The organism is Agrobacterium pusense (assembly GCF_900102105.1).
Lineage (GTDB): Bacteria > Pseudomonadota > Alphaproteobacteria > Rhizobiales > Rhizobiaceae > Agrobacterium > Agrobacterium pusense.
In genome coordinates this window covers 604,627-630,376 of sequence record NZ_FNBB01000001.1, presented here as the reverse complement: position 1 = coordinate 630,376, position 25,750 = coordinate 604,627, and the positions used below count along the sequence as shown (strand labels likewise).

The 25,750-nt window shown below is 59.3% G+C and carries 26 protein-coding genes; 17 read left to right on the top strand and 9 right to left on the bottom strand.

Going from position 1 to position 25,750, the window contains the following annotated elements; genetic code table 11:
• Positions 1-36: 36 nt before the first annotated feature.
• From miaB to trmB, 8 genes are all read left to right on the top strand, one after another.
• Positions 37-1,476: a tRNA (N6-isopentenyl adenosine(37)-C2)-methylthiotransferase MiaB gene (gene miaB / locus BLU28_RS03155; RefSeq protein ID WP_022555517.1), complete on the top strand. Its 1,440-nt coding sequence runs from the start codon at positions 37-39 to the stop codon at positions 1,474-1,476.
• A 40-nt stretch (positions 1,477-1,516) separates the two neighbouring features.
• A complete protein-coding gene (locus tag BLU28_RS03150; protein ID WP_004439610.1) occupies positions 1,517-2,572 on the top strand; it encodes a PhoH family protein in 1,056 nt (351 codons plus the stop codon).
• 10 nt (positions 2,573-2,582) lie between these two features.
• Positions 2,583-3,089 (top strand): rRNA maturation RNase YbeY, encoded by a 507-nt coding sequence (gene ybeY / locus BLU28_RS03145; protein WP_077986593.1) that lies wholly within the window; start codon positions 2,583-2,585, stop codon positions 3,087-3,089.
• A 15-nt stretch (positions 3,090-3,104) separates the two neighbouring features.
• The gene (locus BLU28_RS03140; protein WP_004439615.1) at positions 3,105-4,244 is read left to right on the top strand and encodes a hemolysin family protein; all 1,140 of its coding nucleotides are present in this window, start codon (positions 3,105-3,107) and stop codon (positions 4,242-4,244) included.
• A 204-nt stretch (positions 4,245-4,448) separates the two neighbouring features.
• Entirely contained in the window at positions 4,449-6,038 is a 1,590-nt protein-coding gene (lnt, locus tag BLU28_RS03135) for an apolipoprotein N-acyltransferase (protein ID WP_077986594.1), read from the top strand.
• Between the two features lie 132 nt (positions 6,039-6,170).
• Positions 6,171-6,590 carry a helix-turn-helix domain-containing protein gene (locus tag BLU28_RS03130; RefSeq protein ID WP_004439621.1) on the top strand — a complete coding sequence of 140 codons (420 nt, stop codon included), beginning with the start codon at positions 6,171-6,173 and terminating at the stop codon, positions 6,588-6,590.
• 191 nt (positions 6,591-6,781) lie between these two features.
• Positions 6,782-8,044, top strand: a complete 1,263-nt coding sequence (metK, locus tag BLU28_RS03125; RefSeq protein WP_004439623.1) for a methionine adenosyltransferase — start codon at positions 6,782-6,784, stop codon at positions 8,042-8,044.
• 169 nt (positions 8,045-8,213) lie between these two features.
• Entirely contained in the window at positions 8,214-8,912 is a 699-nt protein-coding gene (gene trmB, locus BLU28_RS03120) for a tRNA (guanosine(46)-N7)-methyltransferase TrmB (RefSeq protein WP_035206698.1), read from the top strand.
• A 63-nt stretch (positions 8,913-8,975) separates the two neighbouring features.
• On the opposite strand, the gene BLU28_RS03115 is transcribed toward trmB, so the two are convergent.
• Both BLU28_RS03115 and BLU28_RS03110 read right to left on the bottom strand, forming a co-directional pair.
• Positions 8,976-9,875, bottom strand: a complete 900-nt coding sequence (locus BLU28_RS03115; protein WP_035206699.1) for a ribokinase — start codon at positions 9,873-9,875, stop codon at positions 8,976-8,978.
• 54 nt (positions 9,876-9,929) lie between these two features.
• Entirely contained in the window at positions 9,930-11,123 is a 1,194-nt protein-coding gene (locus BLU28_RS03110) for a DNA recombination protein RmuC (RefSeq protein WP_035206700.1), read from the bottom strand.
• A 149-nt stretch (positions 11,124-11,272) separates the two neighbouring features.
• Between BLU28_RS03110 and def the strand changes: the two genes are divergently transcribed.
• From def to truA, 3 genes are read left to right on the top strand one after another with little or no spacing between them, the layout of a single operon-like run.
• Positions 11,273-11,785, top strand: coding sequence for a peptide deformylase (gene def, locus BLU28_RS03105; RefSeq protein ID WP_004439632.1), 513 nt, complete (start codon positions 11,273-11,275; stop codon positions 11,783-11,785).
• Between the two features lie 45 nt (positions 11,786-11,830).
• A complete protein-coding gene (gene fmt / locus BLU28_RS03100; RefSeq protein ID WP_006698914.1) occupies positions 11,831-12,766 on the top strand; it encodes a methionyl-tRNA formyltransferase in 936 nt (311 codons plus the stop codon).
• Positions 12,766-13,566: a tRNA pseudouridine(38-40) synthase TruA gene (truA, locus tag BLU28_RS03095; protein ID WP_077986596.1), complete on the top strand. Its 801-nt coding sequence runs from the start codon at positions 12,766-12,768 to the stop codon at positions 13,564-13,566. Before fmt ends, truA begins: the two co-directional genes overlap by 1 nt.
• Before the next feature lie 12 nt (positions 13,567-13,578).
• On the opposite strand, the gene BLU28_RS03090 is transcribed toward truA, so the two are convergent.
• The 3 genes from BLU28_RS03090 to dapD are packed head-to-tail and all read right to left on the bottom strand — an operon-like array spanning position 13,579 to position 16,225.
• Positions 13,579-14,175 carry a hypothetical protein gene (locus tag BLU28_RS03090; protein ID WP_004439642.1) on the bottom strand — a complete coding sequence of 199 codons (597 nt, stop codon included), beginning with the start codon at positions 14,173-14,175 and terminating at the stop codon, positions 13,579-13,581.
• Positions 14,159-15,355 carry a succinyl-diaminopimelate desuccinylase gene (gene dapE / locus BLU28_RS03085; RefSeq protein WP_077986597.1) on the bottom strand — a complete coding sequence of 399 codons (1,197 nt, stop codon included), beginning with the start codon at positions 15,353-15,355 and terminating at the stop codon, positions 14,159-14,161. Before dapE ends, BLU28_RS03090 begins: the two co-directional genes overlap by 17 nt.
• Before the next feature lie 15 nt (positions 15,356-15,370).
• A complete protein-coding gene (gene dapD / locus BLU28_RS03080; RefSeq protein ID WP_006698917.1) occupies positions 15,371-16,225 on the bottom strand; it encodes a 2,3,4,5-tetrahydropyridine-2,6-dicarboxylate N-succinyltransferase in 855 nt (284 codons plus the stop codon).
• Between the two features lie 143 nt (positions 16,226-16,368).
• Here dapD and BLU28_RS03075 point away from each other — a divergent pair, with 143 nt between their 5' ends.
• Together BLU28_RS03075 and BLU28_RS03070 are read left to right on the top strand one after the other, a co-directional pair.
• Positions 16,369-17,229, top strand: a complete 861-nt coding sequence (locus BLU28_RS03075) for an LOG family protein (RefSeq protein WP_092651244.1) — start codon at positions 16,369-16,371, stop codon at positions 17,227-17,229.
• Positions 17,230-17,395: 166 nt separating this feature from the next.
• Positions 17,396-19,729, top strand: a complete 2,334-nt coding sequence (locus BLU28_RS03070; protein WP_077986599.1) for a methyl-accepting chemotaxis protein — start codon at positions 17,396-17,398, stop codon at positions 19,727-19,729.
• A gap of 70 nt (positions 19,730-19,799) precedes the next feature.
• On the opposite strand, the gene BLU28_RS03065 is transcribed toward BLU28_RS03070, so the two are convergent.
• Positions 19,800-20,744 (bottom strand): nucleoside hydrolase, encoded by a 945-nt coding sequence (locus BLU28_RS03065; protein WP_004439655.1) that lies wholly within the window; start codon positions 20,742-20,744, stop codon positions 19,800-19,802.
• A 203-nt stretch (positions 20,745-20,947) separates the two neighbouring features.
• On the opposite strand from BLU28_RS03065, the gene BLU28_RS03060 reads away from it, so the two are divergent.
• Both BLU28_RS03060 and BLU28_RS03055 read left to right on the top strand, forming a co-directional pair.
• Positions 20,948-21,373: an Hsp20 family protein gene (locus BLU28_RS03060; RefSeq protein ID WP_006698921.1), complete on the top strand. Its 426-nt coding sequence runs from the start codon at positions 20,948-20,950 to the stop codon at positions 21,371-21,373.
• A 56-nt stretch (positions 21,374-21,429) separates the two neighbouring features.
• The gene (locus BLU28_RS03055; protein WP_003503706.1) at positions 21,430-21,687 is read left to right on the top strand and encodes a BQ00720 family protein; all 258 of its coding nucleotides are present in this window, start codon (positions 21,430-21,432) and stop codon (positions 21,685-21,687) included.
• A gap of 41 nt (positions 21,688-21,728) precedes the next feature.
• On the opposite strand, the gene BLU28_RS03050 is transcribed toward BLU28_RS03055, so the two are convergent.
• Both BLU28_RS03050 and BLU28_RS03045 read right to left on the bottom strand, forming a co-directional pair.
• Positions 21,729-22,325 carry an EF-hand domain-containing protein gene (locus BLU28_RS03050; RefSeq protein ID WP_045532928.1) on the bottom strand — a complete coding sequence of 199 codons (597 nt, stop codon included), beginning with the start codon at positions 22,323-22,325 and terminating at the stop codon, positions 21,729-21,731.
• A gap of 100 nt (positions 22,326-22,425) precedes the next feature.
• Positions 22,426-23,139, bottom strand: coding sequence for a pyrimidine 5'-nucleotidase (locus BLU28_RS03045; protein WP_022555532.1), 714 nt, complete (start codon positions 23,137-23,139; stop codon positions 22,426-22,428).
• A gap of 106 nt (positions 23,140-23,245) precedes the next feature.
• Between BLU28_RS03045 and BLU28_RS03040 the strand changes: the two genes are divergently transcribed.
• Positions 23,246-24,163 carry a DMT family transporter gene (locus BLU28_RS03040; RefSeq protein WP_004439670.1) on the top strand — a complete coding sequence of 306 codons (918 nt, stop codon included), beginning with the start codon at positions 23,246-23,248 and terminating at the stop codon, positions 24,161-24,163.
• Between the two features lie 47 nt (positions 24,164-24,210).
• Here BLU28_RS03040 and argB read toward each other — a convergent pair whose 3' ends face one another.
• Positions 24,211-25,095, bottom strand: a complete 885-nt coding sequence (gene argB, locus BLU28_RS03035) for an acetylglutamate kinase (protein WP_004439672.1) — start codon at positions 25,093-25,095, stop codon at positions 24,211-24,213.
• A 266-nt stretch (positions 25,096-25,361) separates the two neighbouring features.
• On the opposite strand from argB, the gene BLU28_RS03030 reads away from it, so the two are divergent.
• Positions 25,362-25,739, top strand: a complete 378-nt coding sequence (locus tag BLU28_RS03030; RefSeq protein ID WP_022555534.1) for a hypothetical protein — start codon at positions 25,362-25,364, stop codon at positions 25,737-25,739.
• The last annotated feature ends 11 nt before the right edge of the window (positions 25,740-25,750 follow it).

Here is a 25,750-nt window from a genome sequence, read left to right as displayed (position 1 = left end):
GTTTAATCTGGCCGTGAAAAACACTAGATAGCCGCCATGACCCAGGAAACGCTTGGCCTTGACGCCCCACCCATGATCGCCCGCGAGGGTTCGAACAGCCAGCCCGCATCCATCGCGCGCGATGGGGCAAACAGCAGAAAGGTCTTCATCAAGACTTATGGCTGTCAGATGAACGTCTACGATTCCGTCCGCATGAGCGATGCGCTGGCGAAGGACGGTTATGTTCAGACGGAGGATATGGGCGAGGCGGACCTGGTTCTGCTGAATACCTGTCACATTCGCGAAAAGGCGGCGGAAAAGGTCTACTCCGCGCTTGGCCGCCTGCGGGACATGAAAAAGTCGCGCGAAGAGCAGGGTCGGGAATTCATGATCGGCGTTGCCGGCTGCGTGGCGCAGGCGGAAGGCGAGGAAATCCTTCGCCGGGCGCCCGCCGTGGATGTCGTTATCGGCCCGCAGACCTATCACCGCCTGCCGGAAGCACTGAAACGGGTACGTGGAGGCGAGCGCGTCATCGAGACCGAATACGCGGTGGAGGACAAGTTCGAACACCTGCCGGTTGCCGAGAAATCCACGCTGCGAACGCGCGGTGTTACGGCTTTTTTGACCGTGCAGGAAGGTTGCGACAAGTTCTGTACCTTCTGTGTCGTGCCCTATACGCGCGGTTCGGAGGTTTCCCGTCCCGTGCGCCAGATTGTTGATGAGGCGATGAAGCTTGTCGATGCCGGCGTGCGTGAGATCACGCTGCTCGGCCAGAACGTCAACGCCTGGCAGGGCGAAGGCCCGAAGGGCGAAAAATGGGGCCTTGCCGAACTGCTTTACCGGCTGGCGGAAATTCCGGGCCTTGCGAGGCTTCGCTACACCACCAGCCATCCGCGCGACATGGACGATCGCCTGATCGGCGCCCATCGCGACCTGCGCATCCTGATGCCCTATCTGCATCTGCCGGTTCAGTCCGGTTCGGACCGAATTCTGAAAGCGATGAACCGTCGCCATACGGGCGAGGAATATATCCAGCTTATTGAAAAAATCCGCGCCGCCCGCCCTGATATTGCCATGTCTGGAGACTTTATTGTCGGTTTCCCCGGCGAGACGGATCGCGATTTCGAAGATACGATGGCGATGGTCGAAACGGTGAAGTACGCGCAGGCCTTCTCGTTCAAATACTCCACCCGTCCCGGCACGCCGGGGGCCGACCTCACGGACCAGGTTGCGGAAGACGTGAAGGCCGAGCGGCTGGAAAGATTGCAGGCTCTCTTGCTGCGGCAACAGAAGGAATTTGCCGAGTCGCTGGTCGGAAAGACCATGGATGTGCTGCTGGAAAAGCCCGGCCGCATGACTGAGCAGTTGATAGGTCGTTCTCCGTGGCTGCAATCCGTGAATCTTGATGCAAAGACTTTGAAAATCGGTGACATTGTTAATGTACGAATCACCGCAACGGGTCCAAACAGCTTGTTTGCCGAGGTGGCAGAGAGTTAGAGTGGGGAGCCGACACTGATTGGGACAGGAGCCTGACCGCTTGAACGCACACGAATTGGTATCAAATTCATCGCGCCAGCCACGCCAAGCCGCGACCGACGCCAATCACTTCGTCCTCACGTTCGAGAATAACAGGATAGCAGGAGAGCTATTCGGTCAGTTCGATCAGAACCTGAAGCTTCTGGAGCAGCGCCTCAATATCGACGCTCGTCCCCGTGGAAATTCAGTCGCCATCACCGGCGATGTGGTCTCCACCAATCAGGCCCGCCGCGCGCTTGATTTCCTTTACGAGCGTTTGCTGAAGGGTGGCGCCGTCGAGCTTTCTGACGTCGAGGGGGCGATCCGCATGGCCGTTGCAGCGGACGACCAGCTGACGCTGCCGACCATGGAGCGCAAGGCGAAGATTTCCATGGCGCAGATTTCAACGCGCAAGAAAACCATTTCGGCGCGGACGCCCACGCAGGACGTCTATATGCGCGCCTTGGAACAATCCGAACTCGTATTCGGTGTTGGCCCTGCCGGCACGGGCAAGACCTATCTGGCCGTTGCGCATGCCGCGCAGCTTCTGGAGCGTGGCGCGGTCGATCGCATCATCCTTTCGCGTCCCGCCGTTGAAGCGGGTGAGCGTCTGGGCTTCCTGCCCGGAGACATGAAGGAAAAGGTCGATCCGTATCTCCGCCCGCTTTATGACGCGCTGTATGACATGATGCCCGGTGACAAGGTGGAGCGCGCCATTCAGGCGGGCGTCATAGAAATTGCACCTCTGGCTTTCATGCGCGGCCGCACGCTTGCCAATGCCGCCGTCATTCTGGACGAAGCCCAGAACACGACGACGATGCAGATGAAAATGTTCCTGACGCGCCTTGGCGAAAACGGTCGCATGATTGTGACCGGCGACCCAAGCCAGGTGGACTTGCCGCGCGGCGTGAAGTCTGGCCTCGTGGAAGCCCTGCAGATCCTCACGGATGTGGAAGGCGTGTCCGTTGTGCGGTTCAAGGATGTGGACGTTGTCCGTCACCCGATGGTGGCGCGCATTGTCCGGGCCTATGAATCCCATACGGCTGTGCCGGATGAGAGCCTGCTGAAGGGCGACTGACGAAAAGACAATGACAGCTCTGGATATTCAAATCAGCATCGAGGCCGAAGGTTGGTCCTCGGAAGAGGACCTGTCTGCCTTTGCGTCAAAGGCGCTGGATGCGGCGGTCGATTTTCTGAAGCGGGAAGAGGATCAACCCTTCCCGAAAATGCCGGTCGAGCTCTCGCTGGTCTTCACCGACGATGAAAATATCCGGGAAATCAATGCCGAGTGGCGTGACAAGGACAAGGCGACCAACGTCTTGTCTTTCCCTGCTTTTCCGCTGGAGCCGGGCGGAATGCCCGGCCCTATGCTGGGCGATATCGTCGTGGCGAGAGAAACGGTAGAGCGAGAGGCCCTTGAACTTGAGAAGAGTTTCGAGGATCATCTGACCCATCTTCTCGTTCATGGGTTCCTGCATTTGTTTGGTTATGACCACATGGACGAGGAAGAAGCGGAAGAAATGGAGTCGCTTGAGACTCGCATTTTGGCGGTGCTTGGCCTATCTGATCCCTATGCGGGTCAAGAACCGCTTTAAATATTGTCTGGAGCCATGAACGAACATTCTGCACGACCTGCCAATGAGGGCAGAGAAAACGGCGAGCAGTCCTCTTCGGAGGAGGGCAGTAGTCACTTACGTCAGGACTACAATGCCAAACCGAGATCGACCATCTGGTCGCGCATCGCGCGGTTGCTGAAACCGTCTCAGGGTGAGCGCCTGCGCGAGGATCTGACCGATGCGCTGATGGACGACACTGAAATAGGCGCCGCTTTTACGCCCGAAGAACGGGCGATGCTACACAACATCCTCCGTTTCCGTGAGATCAGGGTCGAAGATATCATGATCCCGCGGGTGGATATTGACGGTCTCGATCAGAATATGACGATCGGTGACGCGCTGATCCTGTTTGAGGAAACCGGACGTTCCCGCATGCCGGTTTATGAAGAGACGCTGGACGACCCCAAGGGGATGATCCATATCCGCGATCTGCTTGCCTATGTTGCCAAACAGGCTCGCAACAAGCGCCGGGTGGGATCGCGTGGCGTCGCTTACGGTGAAGTGAAGGCGCCGCGGTCGCCGCGGCCGAATTTCGATCTGGCGCGGGTCGATCTGGAAAAGACGGTTGCCGACGCCGGGCTGGTGCGCAAGATTCTTTTCGCGCCGCCGTCCATGTTGGCCTCCGATCTTCTGAAGACCATGCAGGCCCAGAGAACCCAGCTCGCCGTGGTGATCGATGAATATGGCGGTACCGACGGTCTTGTCAGCCATGAAGACATCGTCGAGATGGTGGTTGGGGACATCGACGACGAGCACGACAAGGACGAGGCGATGTTCTCGCGTCTTTCTGCCGATGTGCTCGTGGCGGATGCCCGCGCGGAACTCACCGAACTTGCCGAGGCTATCGGTCCGGAATTCGACGTGCGCGAACATCTGGAAGAAATCGATACGCTCGGTGGACTCATCTTCTTCGCGCTGGGCCGTATTCCCGCCAAGGGCGAGGTCGTTCGCGCCGTGCCCGGTTTCGAGTTTCAGATCCTCGATGCGGATACGAGGCGTATCAAGGGTGTCCGTATCGTACGCGATCACGGCTCCGAAGGGGAAGACGACCGCGCCCCCGGCGATGCCGGTGAGGTGATTGCATTGCCACCGCCGGAGACGCGGTTGATCGCCCATCAGCAGAACGTGGACTGAAAGGATAGACGGGTAGCCCCCGTCGATCCCGCCGTTTGATCTTCCGGATTCTGCGGGTTCGACTACCCGGGCATGAGATCCCGCTCCATCTGCCCTGCCTGATGTGGACGGCGAATCTTTTTTCCTTTACGTCGAAACAAAGGGAAATTTCGCGGAATGGCTTGCCTGGAGCGGGTTTCCGGATGCGCATGATACGGAGATGGCATGGAGCGTCTTGCAGGCAGGGTGATGCTGGCCGGCGGCATGAGCCGCGCAGTGATGGCGATTGCTGCAGGCGCGGTCGGAGCGCTCGCCCTGCCTCCATTCGGTTTCTTTGCAGCGCTTTTCCTGTCTTTTACCCTGTTGGTCTGGCTGGTGGATGGCTGCACCGGCAAGCCGGGCGGCGGCCTCTTCAGCCGCATCCTTCCCGCTTTTGGTATAGGCTGGTGTTTCGGTCTCGGTTATTTCGTGGCTGGCCTGTGGTGGCTGGGCAACGCGCTTCTGCTTGAAGCGGATGAATTTGCCTGGGCGCTGCCGCTTGCCATCCTTGGGCTTCCGGCCTTTCTGGCGCTGTTTTACGGTTTCGCGGTTGCTGCGGCCAATCTTGTGTGGTCAAACGGTCTAGGTCGGATCGCCGCCCTTGCCGCCGCATTCGGATTTGCGGAATGGCTGCGCAGTTTCCTGGCGACGGGCTTTCCGTGGAACGCCATAGGTTACGGCATCATGCCGATCCCCGTCATGATGCAGTCGGCGCATCTGATCGGTCTTTTCGGTGTGACCACGCTTGCCGTTTTCATCTTCGCGTCCCCCGCGCTCATCGCCACGAGAAAAGGCATGTGGCCCGGCCTTTCCCTGGCGGCGCTGCTGCTGGCCAGCCATGTGGGTTATGGCTTCTACCGCCTCCAGACACCCGCGGAGACACCGGCAGATGCGGTGACAGTCAGAATCGTCCAACCGTCCATCGATCAGTCTCGCAAGATGCTGAATGATGACCGCGCCGAGATTTTCGGCGAGCATCTGCGGTTGACAGCCCTGCCTCCGGGCGAAGGCAAAAAGCGCCCCGACATCATTGTCTGGCCCGAAACCTCGGTGCCGTTCATCCTGACGCAAAATCCTGACGCGCTGGCCGAGATCGCAAAGACGCTGCAAGACGGGCAGGTGCTCTTCACCGGAGCCGTCAGGATGGAAGATGCGGGTGCTGGCAGGCCGCCGCGTTATTATAACTCGGTCTACGCCATCGACAGTCAGGGAGAAATCATCGGCGCGACGGACAAGGTCCATCTGACCCCCTTTGGAGAATATGTTCCCTTCGAGGGTATCCTGCGGGAGTTTGGCATTGATAATGTCATCGCCCTGCCCGGGGGCTTTTCAGCAGCCTCTTCGCGCACGCCCCTGACGCTTCCATCCGGAAAGACCTTTTATCCGCTGATCTGTTACGAGATCATTTTTCCCGGTGAGATGACTCCGGCTCTCGCTGGCTCGGCGGCGATCCTCAACGTGACGAATGACGGCTGGTTTGGTGATACGCCTGGGCCGTATCAGCACTTTCTTCAGGCCAGGGTGCGGGCGGTTGAGACGGGTGTGCCGGTGATTCGCGGTGCCAATACGGGTATCTCGGCGGTTATAGACCCTTATGGCCGCATTATTGCCGGATTGGATTACGGTCGGGTGGGCATTGTTGACGCCACTTTGAGTGGTGGGTCAAACGACGCATTTACTTACGACACACATCGGACGTATTTCTGGTTGATTTTTTCCGTGATGATGATCGCTGCGGTATTTCCTGCCTGGAGTTTTGCCCGGCGCCAGAATTGACCGGGAACTCCTGCAATTGCATAGTGAATACGTCAGTCGTAAAACAAGTTTAGCTGCTGTCGAAATACCGGCTCATTTCTTCGAATAGTAATGAAGCGATATATCAACCCATCCGAGTGTCAGGACCGCATGATGACCGAAAATAAGAAAAAGCCTAACCCCATCGACATTCATGTCGGAAGCCGAATTCGTCTTCGCAGAACCATGCTCGGCATGAGCCAGGAAAAACTGGGTGAAAGTCTCGGAATTACCTTTCAGCAAATTCAGAAGTACGAAAAGGGCACGAACCGTGTTGGCGCCAGCCGCCTGCAGAATATCTCGGCGATCCTCAATGTACCGGTTTCCTTTTTTTTCGAAGATGCACCCGGCGATCAGGCTGGCGGCACATCCGGCATGGCGGAAGCCTCAAGCTCCAATTACGTCGTCGACTTCCTGTCTTCGGCTGAAGGTTTGCAGTTGAACCGCGCCTTCGTGAAGATCGCCGACCCGAAAGTCCGTCGCCGTCTGGTCGACCTCGTCAAGGCGCTCGCCGCCGAGGGCGATGCCGAGTAGGGCCTGGCCCCTGCAGCGCAGAAAATTTCCGGCACGGGATGCCGGGCACTCAACGGTCCGCAGGGACCGTTTTTTTGTGCCAGATTAGAAAGGAATTCTCACATAAAGATATATTTATGTGGTTGTGTCCTTGTTTTTCGCGGCCGAAATGACTAACAAACTCGAAGACCGTTCTTTGAGGGGAATCCCGCATGCGTGCCAATTATCTGTTCACCAGCGAGTCCGTGGCCGAGGGTCATCCGGACAAGGTTTGTGATCGTATTTCCGATGAAATCGTGGATCTCATTTACCGTGAAGCGGCCAAGACGGGCGTGGACCCGTGGACCGTGCGCATCGCCTGCGAAACGCTTGCAACGACCAACCGCGTCGTGATTGCGGGCGAGGTTCGGGTTCCCGATACGCTGCTGAAGAAGGACAAGGACGGCAAGGTCCTCAAGGACGCAGCCGGCCATCCGGTTATCAATCCCTCGAAGTTCAAATCCGCCGCCCGCAAGGCGATCCGCGATATCGGCTACGAGCAGGATGGTTTCCACTGGAAGACCGCCAAGATCGACGTTCTCCTGCATCCGCAGTCGGCTGATATCGCGCAGGGTGTGGACAACGCTTCCGACAAGCAGGGCGACGAGGGTGCTGGCGACCAGGGCATCATGTTCGGTTACGCCTGCAAGGAAACGCCTGACCTCATGCCGGCGCCGATCTATTACTCCCACCGTATCCTGCAGCTGCTGGCCACCGCCCGTAAAAGCGGCGAAGGCGAGGCGGCCAAGCTCGGCCCCGACGCCAAGAGCCAGGTGACGGTCCGTTACGTCGACGGCAAGGCTTCCGAAGCCGTCTCCATCGTGCTGTCCACGCAGCATCTCGATGCAAGCTGGGATTCGAAGAAGGTTCGCGCCGTTGTCGAACCCTATATCCGCGAAGCGCTTGGCGACCTGAAGATCGCCGACGATTGCCAGTGGTATATCAACCCGACCGGCAAGTTCGTCATCGGCGGTCCCGATGGTGATGCCGGCCTGACCGGCCGCAAGATCATCGTTGACACCTATGGCGGTGCTGCCCCGCACGGTGGTGGCGCATTCTCGGGCAAGGACACGACCAAGGTCGACCGTTCCGCCGCCTATGCCGCCCGCTACCTCGCCAAGAACGTCGTGGCTGCCGGCCTCGCCGAGCGCTGCACCATTCAGATTTCCTATGCAATCGGCATTGCCCAGCCGCTGTCGATCTATGTCGATCTGCATGGCACCGGCAAGGTCAGCGAAGATCAGGTCGAGGCCGCGATCCGCAAAGTCATGGACCTTTCGCCATCGGGCATTCGCCGTCATCTCGATCTCAACAAGCCGATCTACGCCAAGACGTCTTCCTACGGCCACTTCGGCCGCAAGGCTGGCCGTGACGGCTCCTTCTCCTGGGAGAAGCTCGATCTGGTGAAGCCGCTCAAGGAAGCTTTGAGCGCTTAAGCATTTCCAGTAAAGTGCGTAGCGGTTTTACGTCCGGAAAATGCGTCAACTGGATATCGCGCTTGTTATTTGGCGGCGATTGAGAGATACCGTCACCGAGTTTTGTAACCCGCACAGTGCCTCACGGGGTGCTGTGCGGGTTAAGTCTATTTGGTCTTGAGAGTATGAGATGACGGAAGAACGGCGTTCGCGCGCGACGGAAGCGTTTTTTGGCAGGCGCAAGGGCAAGCCCCTGCGCAATCAGCAGGTCGATACGATCGAAAATCTGCTGCCTTTGCTGAAAATCGATCTGGAAAGCGCGCCCCCGCAAAATCTCGCCGCGCTCTTTCCGGCAGATGTGCGATCGATCCGTCTGGAGATCGGTTTCGGCGGTGGCGAACATCTCGCCCACCGCGCGGTCGAAAATCCCGAGACGGGTTTCATCGGTGTCGAACCCTTCGTCAATTCCATGGCCAAACTGCTTGCCACGGTTCGCGAACGTGAACTGATGAATATCCGCCTTTACGACGATGATGCGACGCAGTTACTCGACTGGCTGCCTGAAGGATCGATCGATCACATCGATCTGCTTTATCCCGATCCCTGGCCGAAGAAGAAGCACTGGAAGCGGCGTTTCGTGTCAGACGTCAATCTCGCCCGTTTCCATCGTGTGTTGAAACCCGGCGGCAGGTTCTGCTTTGCGTCTGACATCGACACTTATGTCAACTGGACGCTGCAGCATTGCGCCCGGCACGGCGGCTTTGACTGGACGGCGACAAGCGCTGATGACTGGCGCACGCCCTATGCCAACTGGCCGGGCACGCGTTACGAGAACAAGGCAAAAAGAGAAGGCCGCAGCTCGGCCTATCTCACCTTTATCCGTCGCTAAAGCATTTCAAGTAAAAGTGTGCAGCGGTTTTACGTCCGGAAAATGCGCTAACGGCAAGACCCCTTAAAGGGCCGCGTCAACTTCCGCTGCCTGCGGAATGGAAGGCTGCGCGCCGGCACGCGTGCAGGCGAGCGAGCCTGCGACTGCGGCCCGCTTCAGAGCCCTTTCGAAATCCATTCCCTGATCGAGGCTCGCGGCGAGATATCCGCAGAAGGTATCGCCCGCACCAACCGTATCGACCGGCTCGATCTTCAGGCCGGAAGCCCTGTAGAGCTTGCCATTACGAATGGCGATCACGCCATCCGCACCAAGCGTGACGATCAAAGTCTGGCCGGTCCTCTCGTGAAGGGCCTTGAGTTCGTTTTCCCGCTCGTCGCTGGAGAGGCCATTCTTGCCGATCAGCAGCTCGAACTCGGTTTCATTGGCGATGACGATATCGGCAAGGCCGGCGAGACGCGGTCCGTCCGCGGTCAGCGGTGCTGTGTTGATGACGGTGGTGACGCGTTTCGCCTTTGCGGCCGTCAGTGCAGCTTCGATGGCGGGTGCCGGTATCTCGAACTGCAGCATGAGAATATCGCTTGCAGCCATTTCGGATATGGTCTTTGCCGCGTCGGATGCCGAGACCTCACCATTCGCAGCGGGAATGACCGAGATCATGTTCTCTCCGCCTTCACCGATCAGGATAACCGCCGTTCCAGTCGGGCCGGGCGCGGTTTTGACCAATGACAGATCGGTTCCCGCGTCGCGCAGCAAGGTTAGTGCTGGAGCGGCAAAGGTGTCATCACCCGCAGCGCCCGCCATCTTGACCGTGGCGCCCGCACGCCGTGCGGCCAGCGCCTGATTGGCTCCCTTGCCGCCGGCGGCCGTGGAGAATGTCTCTCCCGTTACGGTTTCACCGGGCTTGGGCAGACGTTTGGCGGTCGCGACGAGGTCCATGTTGATGGAGCCGAAAACAGTAATCATGGGGCGCTGGGTCCGTATGAAATTTAAGCAAGGCGGCGACTTTGCCCGAGACGATCACTCGTCGTCAACCACCCGCAACTTGGCCGCACCGGCTCGGTTTTCGGCAAAGCGACGCGCCTGTTCGATTTCACCATGAGCAGCGTCTTTTTCCGTCGGTGAGAAATCGAGGCCCTCGATTTTCTGTCCGCGCGCCAGTACCTTGTCAGAGGAGATAAGCATCATGTCGACGTCCTTCTGCGCCAGCCCGAAATGGGCCTGCAGCTTCCGCGTCCGATCGTCCAGCCGCCGCACATCGTCCATGAGCAGCGCCACTTCACCCTGAATGAGATGCGCCTGCTCGCGCATGCGCTGGTCTTTGAGCACGGACTGGATGACCTGTACCGAGAGCATCAGCAGCGATGGCGAAACGATGACCACCCGGGCGCGATGGGCGCGCTGCACCAGATATTCGAAATGCTGGTGGATATCGGCGAAAATCGATTCCGACGGCACGAAGATGAAGGCTGTATCCTGTGTCTCGCCACGAATGAGGTATTTCTCGGCGACATCGCGAATATGCACCTCCATATCGCGGCGGAACTGCTGCACGGCGGCGCGTTTGGTTTCCGGCGTCTCGTCCGCCTTGATGGCGTTCCAGGCTTCCAGCGGAAACTTGGCATCGATGACGAGCGGCGGCGCATTGTTCGGCATCTTGATAGTGCAGTCCGGCCGGTAACCGTTGGAAAGTGTCGGCTGCAGCTGGAAGGAACCCGGCGGCAGGGCGTCGGCAATCAGCGTCTCCATGCGCGCCTGTCCGAAGGCGCCGCGTGTCTGCTTGTTGGAAAGTATCGCCTGAAGCCCGACCACGTCCTTGGCCAGATCCTGAATATTACCCTGTGCGGCATCGATGACCGCCAGGCGCTCCTGAAGGCGGCTCAGATTTTCATGGGTAGACCGGGTCTGCTCCGTCAGCGTTTCGCCCAGCCGCTGCGACATGCCATCAAGACGCTGGTTCAGCGTCTGGCTCATCTCCGTCTGACGCGTGCCGAGCGTTTCCGCCATGGCCGCGATCCTGCCATGCAGTTCGGACTGGGTTTTGAGCAGGTCGGAGATCTCGCCATCCGCCCCAGCTTTCTTCGACCGGTTCGCCGTCACAAGCCATGTAACGACAAGGCCGAAAATCGCGGCAGCGAGAAGCGCGCCGAAGCTGATATCGACTGAGCCGGCCCGCAGCGCGGGTTGAAGGAGAACGGAGAAGTCTGTGTTCATGACTAAATCTAGCAGATTTCGATTGATTCGGAAGATCAAAACAAGAACATTCCTGCGGCGGAAATGAGTCCGGCAGAACGGATGCCGCGAGCCGTTTTCATCGTCGTGTTTTTTATTTCCTCCGCGCGAGAGATACGTTATGGGAAGCCATGACCATCAAACCGCTTATCATTTTGCCCGATCCCGTGCTGCGCCAGCAATCGAAGCCCATCGAAAAGGTGGATGCCGAGGTGCTGCGTTTGGCGGACGACATGCTGGAAACGATGTATGATGCCCCCGGCATCGGCCTTGCCGCCATCCAGATCGGTGTGCCGCGCCGGTTGCTGGTGATCGATGTTGCGCGTGAAGGCGAAGAAAAGACCCCGATCGTCTTCATCAATCCGGAAATCCTCAAGGTTTCCGATGATATTTCCACCTATGAGGAAGGCTGTCTCTCGATTCCCGATTATTATGCCGAGGTGGAGCGCCCTGCGTCGCTCACGGTGCAATATGTCGGTCGTGACGGCAAGCAGCAGACGGTCGAAGCGGATGGTCTGTTGGCAACCTGCCTGCAGCATGAGATCGATCACCTGAATGGTGTTCTGTTCATCGACCATATCTCGCGGTTGAAGCGGGACATGGTCATCAAGAAATTCACGAAAGCAGCCCGCGCAAAAGTCTGATCCGTCGCACAGCTGACGGAGCGGAAGACAGGGCAGGGGGCAATCATGGCTCTTCGCATCATATTCATGGGCACGCCGGATTTTTCCGTTCCGACGTTGCGTGCACTGGTGGAAGCGGGCCACGAGATTGCTGCCGTCTATACCCAGCCACCGCGTCCAGGCGGCCGTCGCGGCCTTGATCTGCAAAAATCGCCGGTGCATCAGGCTGCGGAACTGCTGGGCTTACCGGTACTGACACCCTTGAATTTCAAGGCGGAGGAAGATCGCCAGCAGTTTCGGGATTTCAATGCCGATGTCGCGGTCGTCGTGGCTTACGGGCTGCTGCTGCCTGAAGCGATCCTCTCCGGCACGCGGCTTGGCTGTTACAACGGTCACGCTTCGCTGCTGCCGCGCTGGCGCGGCGCGGCTCCCATCCAGCGGGCGATCATGGCGGGTGACACCGAAACCGGCATGATGGTCATGAAAATGGAAAAGGGTCTGGATACCGGCCCTGTCGCGCTGACCGCTAAAGTCGCGATTGCCGAGAACATGACGGCCGGCGAGCTGCATGACAGCCTGATGCTGACAGGCGCTCGGTTGATGCGTCAGGCGATGGACAAGCTGGAAGCAGATGACCTGCCCCTCGTCACACAGGCGGAAGAGGGTGTGCTCTACGCCGCAAAGATCGACAAGGGTGAAACCCGTATCGATTTTTCAAGGCCGGCGCAGGATGTGCATAATCATATTCGCGGCCTTTCGCCGTTTCCCGGCGCATGGCTGGAGATGGAGATCGGCGGCAAGCCCGAGCGCGTCAAGGTACTGGCGTCCGAGCTCGCCAGCGGAATGGGCGAGGCAGGCAGCGCACTGGATGATGTTCTCACCATTGCCTGCGGCAGCGGCGCCGTACGGCTCACCCGTTTGCAGAAGGCGGGTGGCAAGCCGATGTCGGCGGCCGATTTCGTGCGCGGTACCCCGGTTCCGGCCACTACAAGGCTCGGCTGATGCCACGCTTCCGCATGACCGTCGAATATGACGGTACGCCCTATTATGGCTGGCAGAGGCAGGAGAACGGCCCTTCCGTTCAAGGCGCGCTGGAGGCTGCGGTTCGGTCGCTGACCGGCGAGAGCGTTTCCATTCGCGGCGCTGGCCGCACCGATTCCGGCGTGCATGCCGTTGGGCAGGTTGTCCATGTCGATCTCTCGCGAGACTGGGAGCCCTACAAGCTACGCAATGCCATCAATGCGCATCTCGCCATGGCGGGTGAAGCGGTGGCCGTGCTCGATGCCGCCTCCGTGACTGAGGATTTCGACGCCCGTTTTTCCGCCCTTCGTCGGCACTATCTCTACCGCATCATCTGCCGCAAAGCCCGGCTGGCGCTGGAGCACAAGCGGGCGTGGTGGGTGTCGAAGGACCTCGATCATGAGCGCATGCATGAAGCCGCCCAGATGCTCGTTGGCCGGCATGATTTCACCACCTTCCGCTCCGTGCACTGCCAGGCGAACAGCCCCGTGCGCACGCTCGACCGGCTGGATGTGACGCGCAATGGCGATCTCATCGAGATACGCGCGACGGCGCAGAGCTTCCTTCATAACCAGATCCGCTCTTTCGCCGGCACGCTGAAACTGGCAGGCGAGGGCACGATGACGCCAGAGGACGTGCGTGCCGCACTGGAGGCACGCGATCGAAAAGCCTGTGGCCCAGTCGCACCACCGGACGGTCTTTATTTCATGCAGGTCGATTATCCCGACGTCATTCCGCCGCGCCGCCACCTCGAACCCGAGGTGACGCAGGATGCGGATTGACGTCTAATTCTCTCAGGCCGGATAGACACCGAGAAAGCGCTGCAACGCTTCCGACAGAAGCATGCCGGGCACCAGTAGCGTCATGACGATGGCGGAGACGAGCAGCGACTGGTCGCGGATAAAAAACCGCACGATCCGTGAAAAGGCAAAGACCAGCGACAGAAGCAGCGCCAGCCACAAAATCGCGATCAGCCCCTGCAACGGTGGCAGGAAGAACGCAATCAGGATCAGAACGGCGTAGGCGTATGAGAAGGGCAGCGACAGCCAGTTCATGGTGGTGACGAGAGGCGTGAATTTTTCACGTGCGCCAAAGGCAAAGAGCAACATGCCGATCAAAAGCAGCGGCACGATCCAGCAAATGGCCTCCACCATCGCCAGGCGAAAGAAGAAGATGAACCCCGTTCCTGTTCCCGGCGGATAGCTGGCGAGAAACGCTGCCCGCAGCCACAGCCAGGAAACCAGCATGGCGGGCAGGCACCAAAGGACGGAATAGAAGGACCGCCACATGCCGCGTTCGGTCAGGTCCAAGTAACGTGCGCCATTATGGTCGCCGAGCAGCAACAGCCACAGGCCCGTCAGATAGAGCCTGACTTCACTTGCCGTCGGCATGGGCGAACCAGCGCTCGATAAAGGTTTCGTAAATGCGCGTCAGCGTCTCAAGATCGGCAATGGCTACCCGCTCATCGACCATGTGCATGGTCTGCCCGACAAGGCCGAACTCCACGACAGGGCAATAGTCCTTGATGAAGCGCGCATCCGACGTGCCGCCGGTGGTTGAAAGCTTCGGCTCCTTGCCGGTCACGGCCTCCACCGCGCCTGACAGCGACGAAATGAGGGCATTGTTCCGGGTCAAAAAGACATGGGCCGGTCGGTCCGCCCAGACGATCTCGTACTTTACCGGTGTGCGGTCGGGGCGAAGCTCGCCGTCTGCCGCAGCGGCATCCAGGCGGCGGATGATTTCCGCCCGAAGGCTCTCCGCGGTCCAGGTGTCGTTGAAACGGATGTTGAAGGCGGCTGTCGCCCGCGCCGGGATCACATTGGTGGCGGCATTGCCGGTATCGACGGTCGTCACTTCCAGATTCGATGGCTGGAAATCATCTGTGCCGTGATCGAAGGCCGGATGCATCAGCGCATGCGTCAACTGCAGCAGACCGCGAATTGGGTTGTCGGCGAGATGCGGATAGGCGGCGTGGCCTTGCACGCCATGGACCGTGATGCGACCGGAGAGCGATCCACGGCGGCCGATCTTGATCATGTCGCCCAGCTGGTCGGGATTGGTCGGTTCCCCGACGACACAGGCGTCCCACGTCTCGCCCTTTGCAGCAGCCCATTCCAGCAGCTTGGAAGTGCCGTTGATTGATGGGCCTTCCTCGTCACCGGTGATAAGGAAAGAGACGGAGCCCTGCGGCTTGCCGTGTTTTTCAATATGGCGGGCAATGGCGGCAACAAAACAGGCAATACCGCCCTTCATGTCCACCGCACCGCGACCGAACATTTCGCCACCGGCAATCTCTGCGGCAAAAGGCGGGTGACTCCACGCGGCCTCATCCCCAACGGGAACCACATCCGTATGGCCCGCAAACATCAGATGTGGCCCCTCGTTGCCGAGACGGGCATAGAGGTTCTCTACATCGGGTGTTCCCGCCTCGCTCGCCACCATTTTTTCCCCCACGAAACCGAGCGGCGAAAGCAGGTTGTCGAGCAGAGTAAGCGCGCCGCCTTCCGCAGGCGTCACCGAAGGGCAACGGATGAGGGCGGCGAGATTGGCAACGGGATCGGTCGTGGTCATGGTATCAGCTTTATATCAGTCGCGCAGAAGCTCGTTGATGCCGGTCTTGGAGCGGGTCTTTTCATCGACGCGCTTGACGATCACGGCGCAATAGAGGCTGGGGCCCGGCTCGCCATTCGGGAACGGTTTGCCCGGCATGGTGCCGGCAACGACGACGGAATAGGGCGGGACTTCGCCGTAGGTGATCTCGCCGGTGGCGCGATCAACGATCTTGGTCGATTTGCCGATGAAGACGCCCATGCCGAGAACAGCACCCTCGCGCACGATGCAGCCTTCCACGACTTCCGAACGCGCACCGATGAAGCAATTGTCTTCGATGATGGTGGGCCCTGCCTGCAGCGGCTCCAGAACGCCGCCGATACCGACGCCGCCGGAGAGATGCACGTTCTTGCCGATCTGCGCGCAGGAGCCGACCGTTGCCCAGGTATCGACCATCGTGCCTTCATCGACATAGGCGCCGAGATTGACGAAGGAAGGCATCAGCACGACGTTCTTGGCCACGTAAGCCGAGCGGCGCACGACGGCGTTTGGCACCGCGCGGAAACCGGCGGCGCGGAACTGGTTTTCACCCCAGTTTTCAAACTTCGACGGAACCTTGTCCCACCAGGTGGCTTCGCCCGGACCACCGGTCACGATTTCCATGTCATTGAGACGGAAGGAGAGAAGCACGGCCTTTTTCAGCCACTGGTTCACCTTCCAGTTTCCATCCGCCTGCTTTTCAGCAACGCGTGCCTCGCCGCTGTCGAGAAGTTGAAGAGATGTGTCCACGGCGTCGCGAACCTCGCCCTTCGTCGATACATTCACGCTGTCGCGGTTGTCGAAGGCGGTTTCGATGATCGTTTCGAGGGAAGAGAGATCCGTGAGGCTCATGGAAAATTCCTTAAAGTCGCGTGTGTTCGTGGTCACGGCGGGTTCCGTGCCGCTGGAAGGCTTTGGCCATTTGATCTAAGGGAGTGTTGGAAAGGCGTCAATGCGATTTGGGTGATTTGGCGCCGCAGATGAAAGGCATGGAAATGACACGACCGAAAAACGGCAAATTGCGGCGCAAGGACGGCGTATGGGACCCGTTGAAGCGCAGCGCTGTGGACAAGCAGCAGGCCGAGGTCGTTGTCAAGACGCCGCAGTCGGACTCCCCGTCCTACCGGCTGGCCTATGTGGATACGGACTTTCTCTGCCGCGAGGAATTGCGACCCGTCAGGCTGCAGCTGGAACTTCTGAAGACGGAAATGGCGCTCACCGAACGCGGGATCAATTCCACCGTCGTCATGTTTGGCGGCGCCCGCATTCCCGAACCGGGAGGAGAGGCCTGGGCCGCGCGCAATGAAACGCAGAAGCGCAATCTCGAGCAGTCCTCGGTTTATTACGACGAAGCGCGCAAATTCGCCCGCCTTTGCACCGACTACGGCGCGAAATCCGGTCACCTGGAATATGTGGTGGTCACCGGCGGCGGTCCCGGCGTCATGGAGGCGGGTAACCGGGGTGCCATGGATGCCGGCGGCCCTTCCATCGGCCTCAATATCGTCCTGCCGCACGAGCAGGCGCCCAACCCTTATGTAACGCCGGAACTGAGCTTCAATTTCCACTACTTCGCGATCCGGAAAATGCACTTCCTGATGCGGGCAAAGGCCGTGGTGGTTTTCCCCGGCGGTTTCGGTACGCTCGATGAGCTTTTTGAAGCCTTGACGCTGATCCAGACCAAGCGCATGGCCCCGATCCCTCTCATTCTTTTTGGAGAAAAGTTCTGGCGATCCGTCGTCAATTTCGAGTTCCTGGCGGATTTCGGCACCATCGCTCCCGAGGATATGAATCTCCTGCACTTTGCCGAAACGGCGGACGATGCCTGGAAGATCATCTCCGACTACTACGAACACTGAAGATGCACGGCGCGGCGAAGTATTATTAGGGCTTAATTAGCAATCATATTCTAACTTCGCCCTGTCGCGCTGCAGCGCACTGTCCCATGCGGACGGGCCTCCATGACGGAGATTGTCATCCGTTGACGTCAGCTCCTTCGGGTTGACGATTTCCATTGGGGCCTAAATGTTCAATCTCAAAGTGAAGTCGCTTGCGACCAAGCTGATCCTCGTAACCGGCTGTGCCATCACCACGGTTCTCGTTGCATCCAATTCTTTCCTCATCTCCCAGACCAGTGAGCGCGTACACGCGTTGACCATGGATCAGGCCAATACGGAAGCCCGCGCCATCGCCAACGTCATCGCCGCCGATGTCGGTGAACTCGGCAGCGCTGCCCGCTCGATGGCTGGCGTCATCGGTCGGGCGCATCAGGCGAAGTCGATGGATCGCCCTGGCATCGTCAACATCCTCAAGGCCAATGTGGAGCAGAATACTTTTGCATTCGGCAGCTGGTTCTGCGAACAGCTCGGCCTTTTCGATGGTCAGACGACAGAGATCGCCAACAGGCTCGATCTCGGCACCAACGCGACCGGCGCCTTCGCACCTTACTGGTCCAAGACCCAGAAGGGCGATATCCAGTTCTCGACCTTCAAGAACGATTACGCAGCGGAGTGGTATGCGCTGGCCGCCAAGACCGGCAAGGGAGCGATTACCCAACCTTATCTCGCCGAAGGCACGGAAGTGCCGACCACCATGACCTCGCTTGCCTATCCCGTCATGTCGGATGGCAAGATGATCGGCGTGGCGGGTGTCGATATTTCGCTCGCGTCTCTCACCCAGAAACTGCAGGCTCTGCATCCTTTCGAGACCGGCCGTGTGACGCTCGTCTCCCAGGGTGGCCAGTGGCTGGTGCCGCCGACGCCCGAGCAGAACATGAAAGCCTATGACGGAGAGGGCGCAGCCACTGTCCAGACCGCGATCGCTTCGAGCAAGCAGGGCCTCATCGAAGACCTCGGCCTTGATACCGACGCGCCGTATAACCGTCTCGTTTATCCCTTCGCCGTTCCGGGTCTCAACGCAACCTGGGTCGTCCTTGTTGATATTCCCCATCAGGCCTTGAACGCTCCGGTTCAGGAGCAGACCTATCTGATGATCATCGGTGCGATCGTCATTCTTGCCGCCGTCATTGCAGCGCTTTATTTTGCAGTCCGCTATTTCGTCCGCAACCCGCTTGCATCGCTGGTTACCGACGTCAGGACGCTGAGCGACGGTCGCTACGATGTGCCCGTCTCCGGTCAAGACCGGCAGGATGAGACCGGTTCGGTTGCGACAGCGCTTGAAGGTTTCCGCGCCAAGCTTGCCGGCATCCGGGAGATGGAGGCCGAAGCCGACGCCCAGCGTGGTCACGCCGAAACGGAGCGCCAGCGCTCTGAATTCGAGCGCAATGAAAACAGCCGTATGCAGCAGCACATTGTCAGCGTTCTCGGTTCCGGCCTGAATGCCCTGTCGCAGGGCAATCTGACCTACCGCATTCAGGACGAGTTCCCGGGTGAGTATGCAAAGCTGCGCGAGGACTTCAACTCGGCGCTTGCCAGCCTCGAGGAAACGGTTTCCACCGTCAACGCAACCGTCGTCAGCATCGGCAATGGCACCGGTGAGATCACCCGCGCCGCCAGCGATCTCTCGCATCGCACGGAACAGCAGGCCGCCAGCCTTGAAGAAACTGCCGCTGCGCTTAACGAGCTGACCGCCCAGGTCAATTCCAGCGCCGAAAACGCCGCAGAGGCGGCCGGTGCCGTCAGCCATGCCTGTGAAGACGCCGGCAAGTCTGGCGAGGTCGTGCAGCAGGCCGTGAACTCCATGCAGGGCATTGCACAATCTTCGGCGGAAATCTCTCGCATCATCGGCGTCATCGACGAGATCGCCTTCCAGACCAATCTTCTGGCGCTGAATGCGGGGGTGGAAGCGGCCCGCGCGGGTGATGCCGGCAAGGGCTTTGCCGTTGTCGCACAGGAAGTGCGCGAACTCGCGCAGCGCTCTGCAACTGCTGCCAAGGAGATCAAGGGTCTGATCAATACCTCGGCCACGCAGGTGGGCGAGGGTGTTCAGCTGGTCGGCAAGGCCGGCGACACGATGAAAAAGATCGCCGATCAGGTTCTGCAGATCAACCAGCTTATACGGCAAATTTCGGCCTCAGCCAGTGAGCAGGCGGTGGGCCTGAAGGAAATCAACTCCGCCGTTACGCAGATGGATCAGGTCACCCAGCAAAATGCGGCGATGGTGGAGGAAACCACTGCTGCCAGCGTGACGCTCAACAGCGAGGCCGAAACGCTCAAATCGCTTGTCGCCGGTTTCGTAGTTTCCGGCGGTCAGCCCAGCCAGCAATTGCGTGCCGCCGCTGCGGCCATGCGCGCTCCCGCTGCTGCCGCCCCGACGTCCGCCCGTCCAGCTGCGCCCCGCGCGCGTCCTAGAACCAGCGGCGCAAATGCGCTGGCTCAGGATGACTGGACGGAATTCTGATGCGGTTTTCCGTTTGAAATATAAAGGGCCGCTGGTATCGCCAGCGGCCTTTTTTTATTATCAGCGTCCGTCAAAGACGCGCGAAACGCTCCGTCAGCAACTCGAAGAAACCATCCGCATCCACCTTTCGCATCACGCGGGCATTGGCGGGGCGATCAGTCACGCGCCACCAGTCCACCACGGTCATGCCCATGGTCAGTTCGGAATGGACCTCGATCTCGACATTGCATTCGCGGCCCTCGAACAGTTCGGGCTTGATGAGATAGGCAATAACGCTTGGGTCATGCAGCGGACCGCCATCCGAACCGTACTTCTCGATGTCGAACCGCTCGAAGAATTCCAGCATTTCCGCCATGGCGATCGCCGGCCTCGTGCCGATCTCCCGAATGCGATTGACGCGTGCCTTGGTCGTCAGCAACTGATGCGTGACATCGAGCGGCATCATGACGATGGGCATGCCGGAGCGGAAGACGATGTCGGCAGCCTGCGGATCCACATAGATGTTGAATTCCGCCGCGGGCGTGATGTTGCCGCCCTCGAAGAAGCCGCCGCCCATCATTACCAGTTCTTTGACGCGATCGGCGATCTCCGGCGCCTTCAGGAGCGCCAGCGCCACGTTGGTCAAGGCCCCGAGGGTGCAGAGGGTAACGGTGCCCTCAGGCTCCCGCATCACCGTCTCGATGATGAAATCGACCGCGTGCTGCTTTTCTGCCTCCATGGTCGGTTCGTCGAGAACCGGGCCGTTGAGACCTGTACTGCCGTGAACATGTTCGGCGGTGATGGGCCTGCGCACCAGCGGCTTTTCGGCGCCCTCGTAAACGGGAATGTCGGTGCGACCGCACAATTCGCAGATGATGCGAATGTTACGGCTTGTCAGCTTCAGGGGAACATTGCCGGCAACTGCGCACAACCCCAGAATTTCGATGTCTTCCGGGCTGCCGAAAGCCAGCATGATCGCGGCTGCGTCGTCCTGTCCCGGATCGGTGTCGATAATGATTTTTCTGCGTTCTGCCATGTCTTGCCCGCCGTTGAGATGAGCGCTTTTTTCGAGCCGCGGGTGCTCACTTGTCAAGCCTCATTCCTGCCGCCGCGCACCGGTCACTTTGACTTGCGCATCGCGGTTCGGCTTCCCATATTGCAAGGGCCGGTGCGATTGACCGGCAAGGTTGCCGGAAGCGGGGCCGCTAAACGTCGCTTGGTTGCAAGGACAGAACAGATATGAGCCGCATGACGCCATTCACCCACCCGCTTTTGCTGGGTTTCGATGCCATGGAAAAGACGCTGGAGCGCATGGCGAAGGCCAATGACGGCTATCCTCCCTACAATATTGAGCGCCTGCCCGGCAGCGATGACGTACCGGAACGCCTGCGCATCACCATTGCCGTGGCGGGGTTCTCCGAGGATGATCTCGACGTGACGACGGCTGATAATCAGCTCGTCATTCGCGGACGCCAGCAGGAACAGGAGAAGCGCGATTTTCTCTATCGAGGCATCGCGGCACGCCAGTTCCAGCGGGTCTTCGTGCTTGCCGATGGCATGCAAGTCAGGGAGGCGCGCCTGCGCAACGGCCTTCTTTCCATCGATCTGGTCCGGCCCGAAATTTCAAACGTGGTAAAGAAAATTAATATTTCCGTCTCAGAGTAGACCATGAACGCCGGAATCGGACATGAATCGCTCGGCGTGAAGAAGGAGGCTGAAATATGCTTTTGAAAGAAGCGCATGCGCGTCTCACCCAATCCCAGCTCGCCCATATCGGCGAAGGAGAAGTGGGATATATCCGCAAGATCCGAGCGGAAGACGTCAGCCGCTGTTTCCCGGAGGCGCCCGATCTCGATCCGCAATTGGACCTTTGGGCATTGTTCGGCGCGGACGGGACGCCAATTCTCCTGACAGACAATCGTTCGAGCACCTTCTTCAAGGCGGCGGAAGACGATCTTAAAACCGTCAGCCTGCATTAAGAAAAAGCCCGCCGGTTGAGCGGGCTTTCTGCTTTTTTGGCTTACAGGAACGGCCGGTCCGGCATGTCGTCGATGGAGATGACGCCGTCTTTGTTCTTGTCCAGTCGTTCGAACATCTTTTCTCCGGCGGCGGCGAATTCGGCCTTGCTGACCTGGCCGTTCTCGTCAGTATCGGCCCAGCGGATCAGCGCGAAGCCGCCACCTTTACCGCCGTGCTTGCCCCAGCCCTGATGGCCGAAACGACCACCATGGTCACGCTCGGCACGCTTGCCCTCAGGGGCTTTGGCTTCATCCGCCTTGGCCTCTTCCCGCTCGGGGCGCGGGTGAGCGGCCCGGAAGGCCTCCATCTTTGCCTGACGATATTCGCGCATTTCCTTTGGTGTGATCGAGCCGTCCTTGTCCTTGTCGATCTCAGCGAACAGGGCATCCTGACGGGCGGTGAATTCCTCCTTGGAAATCTTGCCATCCTTGTTCGTGTCGGCCACCTTCAGCAGGTGAACGAAGGCAGCCTCCTGGCGGATCGGCATGCGATCCTTATGGCCTTTACCAGGTGCGGCGAAACTGGCCGTTGCGGCCGTGCTGAGCACAAGGGCTGCGCCAAGAGCAGACAGGGCGATTTTGCGTGTGGTCATCGTCATTACCTTTCTTTGGTGTCCCTGAAGAAAAGATAGTGACGTCCAGCAAGCCCCACCACTTAAACATCCGTAAGGTGCATGAAGCTTCGGTAATGTTCGCCACTCAGCGGGCGATGGTTTTTGTCAGGAACCCGGTCAGATCGTCGGTAATGTAGTCGATATGCTCATCCGTCACATCAGGGATTTCCCAGCGTTCCATGATGACGCCCTCAAGATTTGATGGCACGAGTAGCACGGTCTTCATGCCCAGCGCTTTCGGGGCCGCGAGATTGCGCGGCAAATCCTCGAACATCGCAGCCTTTTTCGTATCGAGTTTTGCAAGTGCTGCAAACTTCTCGTAGGTTGCGCTGGCAGGTTTCGGCAAATAACCCGCGGCGACGATATCGAAAATATCCTCGAACTGATCGAGAATGCCGAGCGCTCCGGCGGCAGCCTGCGCATGCTTGACGCTGCCATTGGTGAGGATGAACTTCCGACCCGGCAAAGCCTTGATGGCCTCACCCAGTTCCGGATGCGGTTTCAGCGCCGAGTAGTCGATTGCATGGGCGCGTTCCAGAAACTCGTCCGGGCTGATGCCGTAATGGATCATCAGGCCCTGCAGCGTCGTGCCGTGGTCGTGATAATAACGCTTCTGCAAGGCGCGCGCTTCGTCGGGGTCGAGCTTCAGAAGCTCCGCCACATAGGCCGTCATGTTGCGGTCGATCTGGGAAAACAGATTGACGTGATGCGGATAGAGCGTGTTGTCGAGATCGAAGACCCATTCGCTGACATGGGCGAAATCGGCGGCGTCTGGCAGGTTTTTCGGCTTTGTGTCCATGGGCAGCTTTATGCCTGTTTCGAATGCGGAAGAAAATCGAAAAGAGGACGATTGATCAGAAATTCGGGCTTGGCTGCGGCCTCGCGCGCATGATACCGCCAAAGCCATGGAACTCTGGATAGGCATTACTTTCGCAAGCGCGTTTTTGCAGAACCTGCGCTCAACTTTGCAAAAACACCTCAAGGGCATGATGGGCACCACGGGTGCAACGTTTGTGCGCTTCGTGTTCGGCATGCCCTTCGCTCTCGCTTATCTTGCATTCCTGCATCTTGGGCTTGGCCGTCCGCTGCCGGTGCCGAACATGGCCTTCGCCGTGTGGGCAACGGTCGGGGCCATGGCGCAGATCGCCGCCACATTCCTGCTGGTGCACCTGTTCTCTTTCCGCAATTTCGCTGTCGGCACGGCCTATTCTCGCACGGAGCCGGCACAGGCGGCGCTGTTTGCTCTCATTTTCATAGGCGAGAGCGTCACGGGCGGTACATTGGCGGCGATAGCGATTTCGGTCGCCGGCGTCATGCTGATTTCCGTGGCGCGCACGGAAGTAACGCCCGCTTCCTTCCTGACCTCGATCTTCAGCCGAACGGCGGGTATCGGCCTCGCCTCGGGTGCGTTCTTCGGACTGTCGTCTGTTGCCTATCGGTCGGCATCGCTGGCGCTAGCACCAAGCCTGCCCGCCTCGGATGCGATGATGCAGGCGGGCTTCACCCTCGTCATCGTCATCGTCATGCAGACGGTATCGATGTTCCTGTGGATCATCTGGCGGGAGAGGGAAGAACTGCGGCGCATCGCCAGGGTGTGGAAACCGTCGCTTGCGGTCGGGTTCGTGGGTGCCACGGCCTCGTTCGGCTGGTTCACGGCAATGACCCTGCAGCAGGCCGCCGTGGTGAAGGCACTGGCGCAGGTGGAGATGCTGTTCGCCTTCGCTTCGACCGTGCTTTTCTTCAAGGAGAAGATCAACCGGCTTGAACTGTCCGGTTGCCTGCTGATTGTGGTCGGTGTGCTGTCGCTCCTGGCATTCGGGTGAATGCCTGATGTGGCGGACAGATTTGCCGTCCGCCACCCTGAAGCACATCAGGGCACGATGAGCGTGCCGGCGCCTTCGGTAAAGATTTCCAGAAGGACGGAGTGCGGCGTCTTGCCGTTGAGGATCACCACACCCTGAACACCAGCCTTGATGGCGTCGATGCAGGTCTCGACCTTCGGGATCATGCCGCCGGAAATCGTGCCGTCCTTGATGAGGGCGCGTGCCTGCGAGACGGTGAGCTCCTTGATGAGTTCCTTGTTCTTGTCGAGAACGCCGGGAACGTCGGTGAGGAACAGCAGACGCGAAGCGTGAAGTGCACCCGCAATCGCGCCGGCGAAGGTATCGGCATTGATGTTGTATGTCGCGCCATCGCGGCCAGGGGCGACCGGTGCGATGACCGGAATCATTTCCGATTTAGCGAGCAGGTCGAGCAGTGTGCGGTCGACTTCCACGACTTCGCCGACGAAGCCGAGGTCGAGCACGCGCTCGATGTTGCTGTCGGGGTCGATCACGGTCTTTTTCGCCTTCTCGGCGAAGACCATGTTGCCATCCTTGCCGCACAGGCCGATGGCCCATTCGCCCGTCTGGTTTATGAGGGCGACGATTTCCTTGTTGATCGAGCCGGCCAGAACCATTTCAACGATCTCGACCGTCTTGGCGTCGGTGACGCGCAGGCCGCCCTCGAATTTTGACTCAATGCCCATCTTGCTCAGCATGGCGCCGATCTGCGGGCCGCCGCCATGCACGACGATGGGGTTGATTCCCGACTGCTTCAACAAGGCGATGTCTTCCGCGAATGCCTTGCCAAGCGTGGAATCGCCCATGGCGTGGCCGCCATATTTCACCACGATGGTCTTGTTCTCGTATTTCTGCATGAAAGGCAGAGCCTGTGCGAGCAGCCGCGCCTGAGTTTCGCTTTCGGAAGACGTCATCTAAAAACCTCGGTCTGTGGTTGCGGCCGTTGAAGCCTGTCACCGCTCTAAAGCAAGTCTTTGACGGATGAAATAACCTCCGGGCCTTATTGTGTCGGCTGCGGTCAAATTTCTTTTTTTTGCCTGTTCCGGCCCTGTAATGAGATTGACATAAAGGGCCAATGGGACCAGCCTTGCTGATGAAGGGGAGGGATTAATTCAGGGTGATGGAGATGTCTCGCGCCGTGGAAATGGTGCACCTGAACGACCGAGGAGTGATTAAATACATGACGGCACCCGATCGAGACAAGCAAAGCGGTTTGCGGGACGAAGTGCTCGCGGGCGAATATGTGCTGGGTGCCCTGCCGCCGGAAAGCATGGCGGAGCTTGCCAAGCGCGTAAAACGCGACAGGCAGTTCGCGGCCATGGTCAGGCGCTGGCGTGACAATCTGGCGGAAACCGAATATCGCGAAAATGCGACCGTCGCTGCGTTGCTGGAACGGGACCCCCGCCGATCCGGTCTGCCATTCAGGAGCCAGCCGTTGCGGAGTGGCAGCATGTTCGCAGCCATGCTCTCGGAGATCTGGCATTCCGTGCGCTTCTGGCGCCTTCTGGCTTTGACGGCGATGCTCTGGACCGCCGTTCTGCTTTTCACCATCGCCTGAGAGGCACGCCT

Coding starts and splice junctions, on each gene's coding strand:
- BLU28_RS03040 (WP_004439670.1), top strand. CDS start 23,246: ATGGAACTCTGGATAGGCATTACTTTCGCAAGCGCGTTTTTGCAGAAC.
- BLU28_RS03045 (WP_022555532.1), bottom strand. CDS start 23,139: ATGGACACAAAGCCGAAAAACCTGCCAGACGCCGCCGATTTCGCCCAT.
- truA (WP_077986596.1), top strand. CDS start 12,766: ATGCCACGCTTCCGCATGACCGTCGAATATGACGGTACGCCCTATTAT.
- fmt (WP_006698914.1), top strand. CDS start 11,831: ATGGCTCTTCGCATCATATTCATGGGCACGCCGGATTTTTCCGTTCCG.
- metK (WP_004439623.1), top strand. CDS start 6,782: ATGCGTGCCAATTATCTGTTCACCAGCGAGTCCGTGGCCGAGGGTCAT.
- miaB (WP_022555517.1), top strand. CDS start 37: ATGACCCAGGAAACGCTTGGCCTTGACGCCCCACCCATGATCGCCCGC.
- BLU28_RS03070 (WP_077986599.1), top strand. CDS start 17,396: ATGTTCAATCTCAAAGTGAAGTCGCTTGCGACCAAGCTGATCCTCGTA.
- trmB (WP_035206698.1), top strand. CDS start 8,214: ATGACGGAAGAACGGCGTTCGCGCGCGACGGAAGCGTTTTTTGGCAGG.
- def (WP_004439632.1), top strand. CDS start 11,273: ATGACCATCAAACCGCTTATCATTTTGCCCGATCCCGTGCTGCGCCAG.
- BLU28_RS03030 (WP_022555534.1), top strand. CDS start 25,362: ATGACGGCACCCGATCGAGACAAGCAAAGCGGTTTGCGGGACGAAGTG.
- BLU28_RS03130 (WP_004439621.1), top strand. CDS start 6,171: ATGACCGAAAATAAGAAAAAGCCTAACCCCATCGACATTCATGTCGGA.
- dapE (WP_077986597.1), bottom strand. CDS start 15,355: ATGACCACGACCGATCCCGTTGCCAATCTCGCCGCCCTCATCCGTTGC.
- BLU28_RS03110 (WP_035206700.1), bottom strand. CDS start 11,123: ATGAACACAGACTTCTCCGTTCTCCTTCAACCCGCGCTGCGGGCCGGC.
- BLU28_RS03140 (WP_004439615.1), top strand. CDS start 3,105: ATGAACGAACATTCTGCACGACCTGCCAATGAGGGCAGAGAAAACGGC.
- argB (WP_004439672.1), bottom strand. CDS start 25,095: ATGACGTCTTCCGAAAGCGAAACTCAGGCGCGGCTGCTCGCACAGGCT.
- lnt (WP_077986594.1), top strand. CDS start 4,449: ATGGAGCGTCTTGCAGGCAGGGTGATGCTGGCCGGCGGCATGAGCCGC.
- BLU28_RS03115 (WP_035206699.1), bottom strand. CDS start 9,875: ATGATTACTGTTTTCGGCTCCATCAACATGGACCTCGTCGCGACCGCC.
- BLU28_RS03090 (WP_004439642.1), bottom strand. CDS start 14,175: ATGCCGACGGCAAGTGAAGTCAGGCTCTATCTGACGGGCCTGTGGCTG.
- dapD (WP_006698917.1), bottom strand. CDS start 16,225: ATGAGCCTCACGGATCTCTCTTCCCTCGAAACGATCATCGAAACCGCC.
- BLU28_RS03065 (WP_004439655.1), bottom strand. CDS start 20,744: ATGGCAGAACGCAGAAAAATCATTATCGACACCGATCCGGGACAGGAC.
- ybeY (WP_077986593.1), top strand. CDS start 2,583: ATGACAGCTCTGGATATTCAAATCAGCATCGAGGCCGAAGGTTGGTCC.
- BLU28_RS03060 (WP_006698921.1), top strand. CDS start 20,948: ATGAGCCGCATGACGCCATTCACCCACCCGCTTTTGCTGGGTTTCGAT.
- BLU28_RS03055 (WP_003503706.1), top strand. CDS start 21,430: ATGCTTTTGAAAGAAGCGCATGCGCGTCTCACCCAATCCCAGCTCGCC.
- BLU28_RS03075 (WP_092651244.1), top strand. CDS start 16,369: ATGACACGACCGAAAAACGGCAAATTGCGGCGCAAGGACGGCGTATGG.
- BLU28_RS03050 (WP_045532928.1), bottom strand. CDS start 22,325: ATGACGATGACCACACGCAAAATCGCCCTGTCTGCTCTTGGCGCAGCC.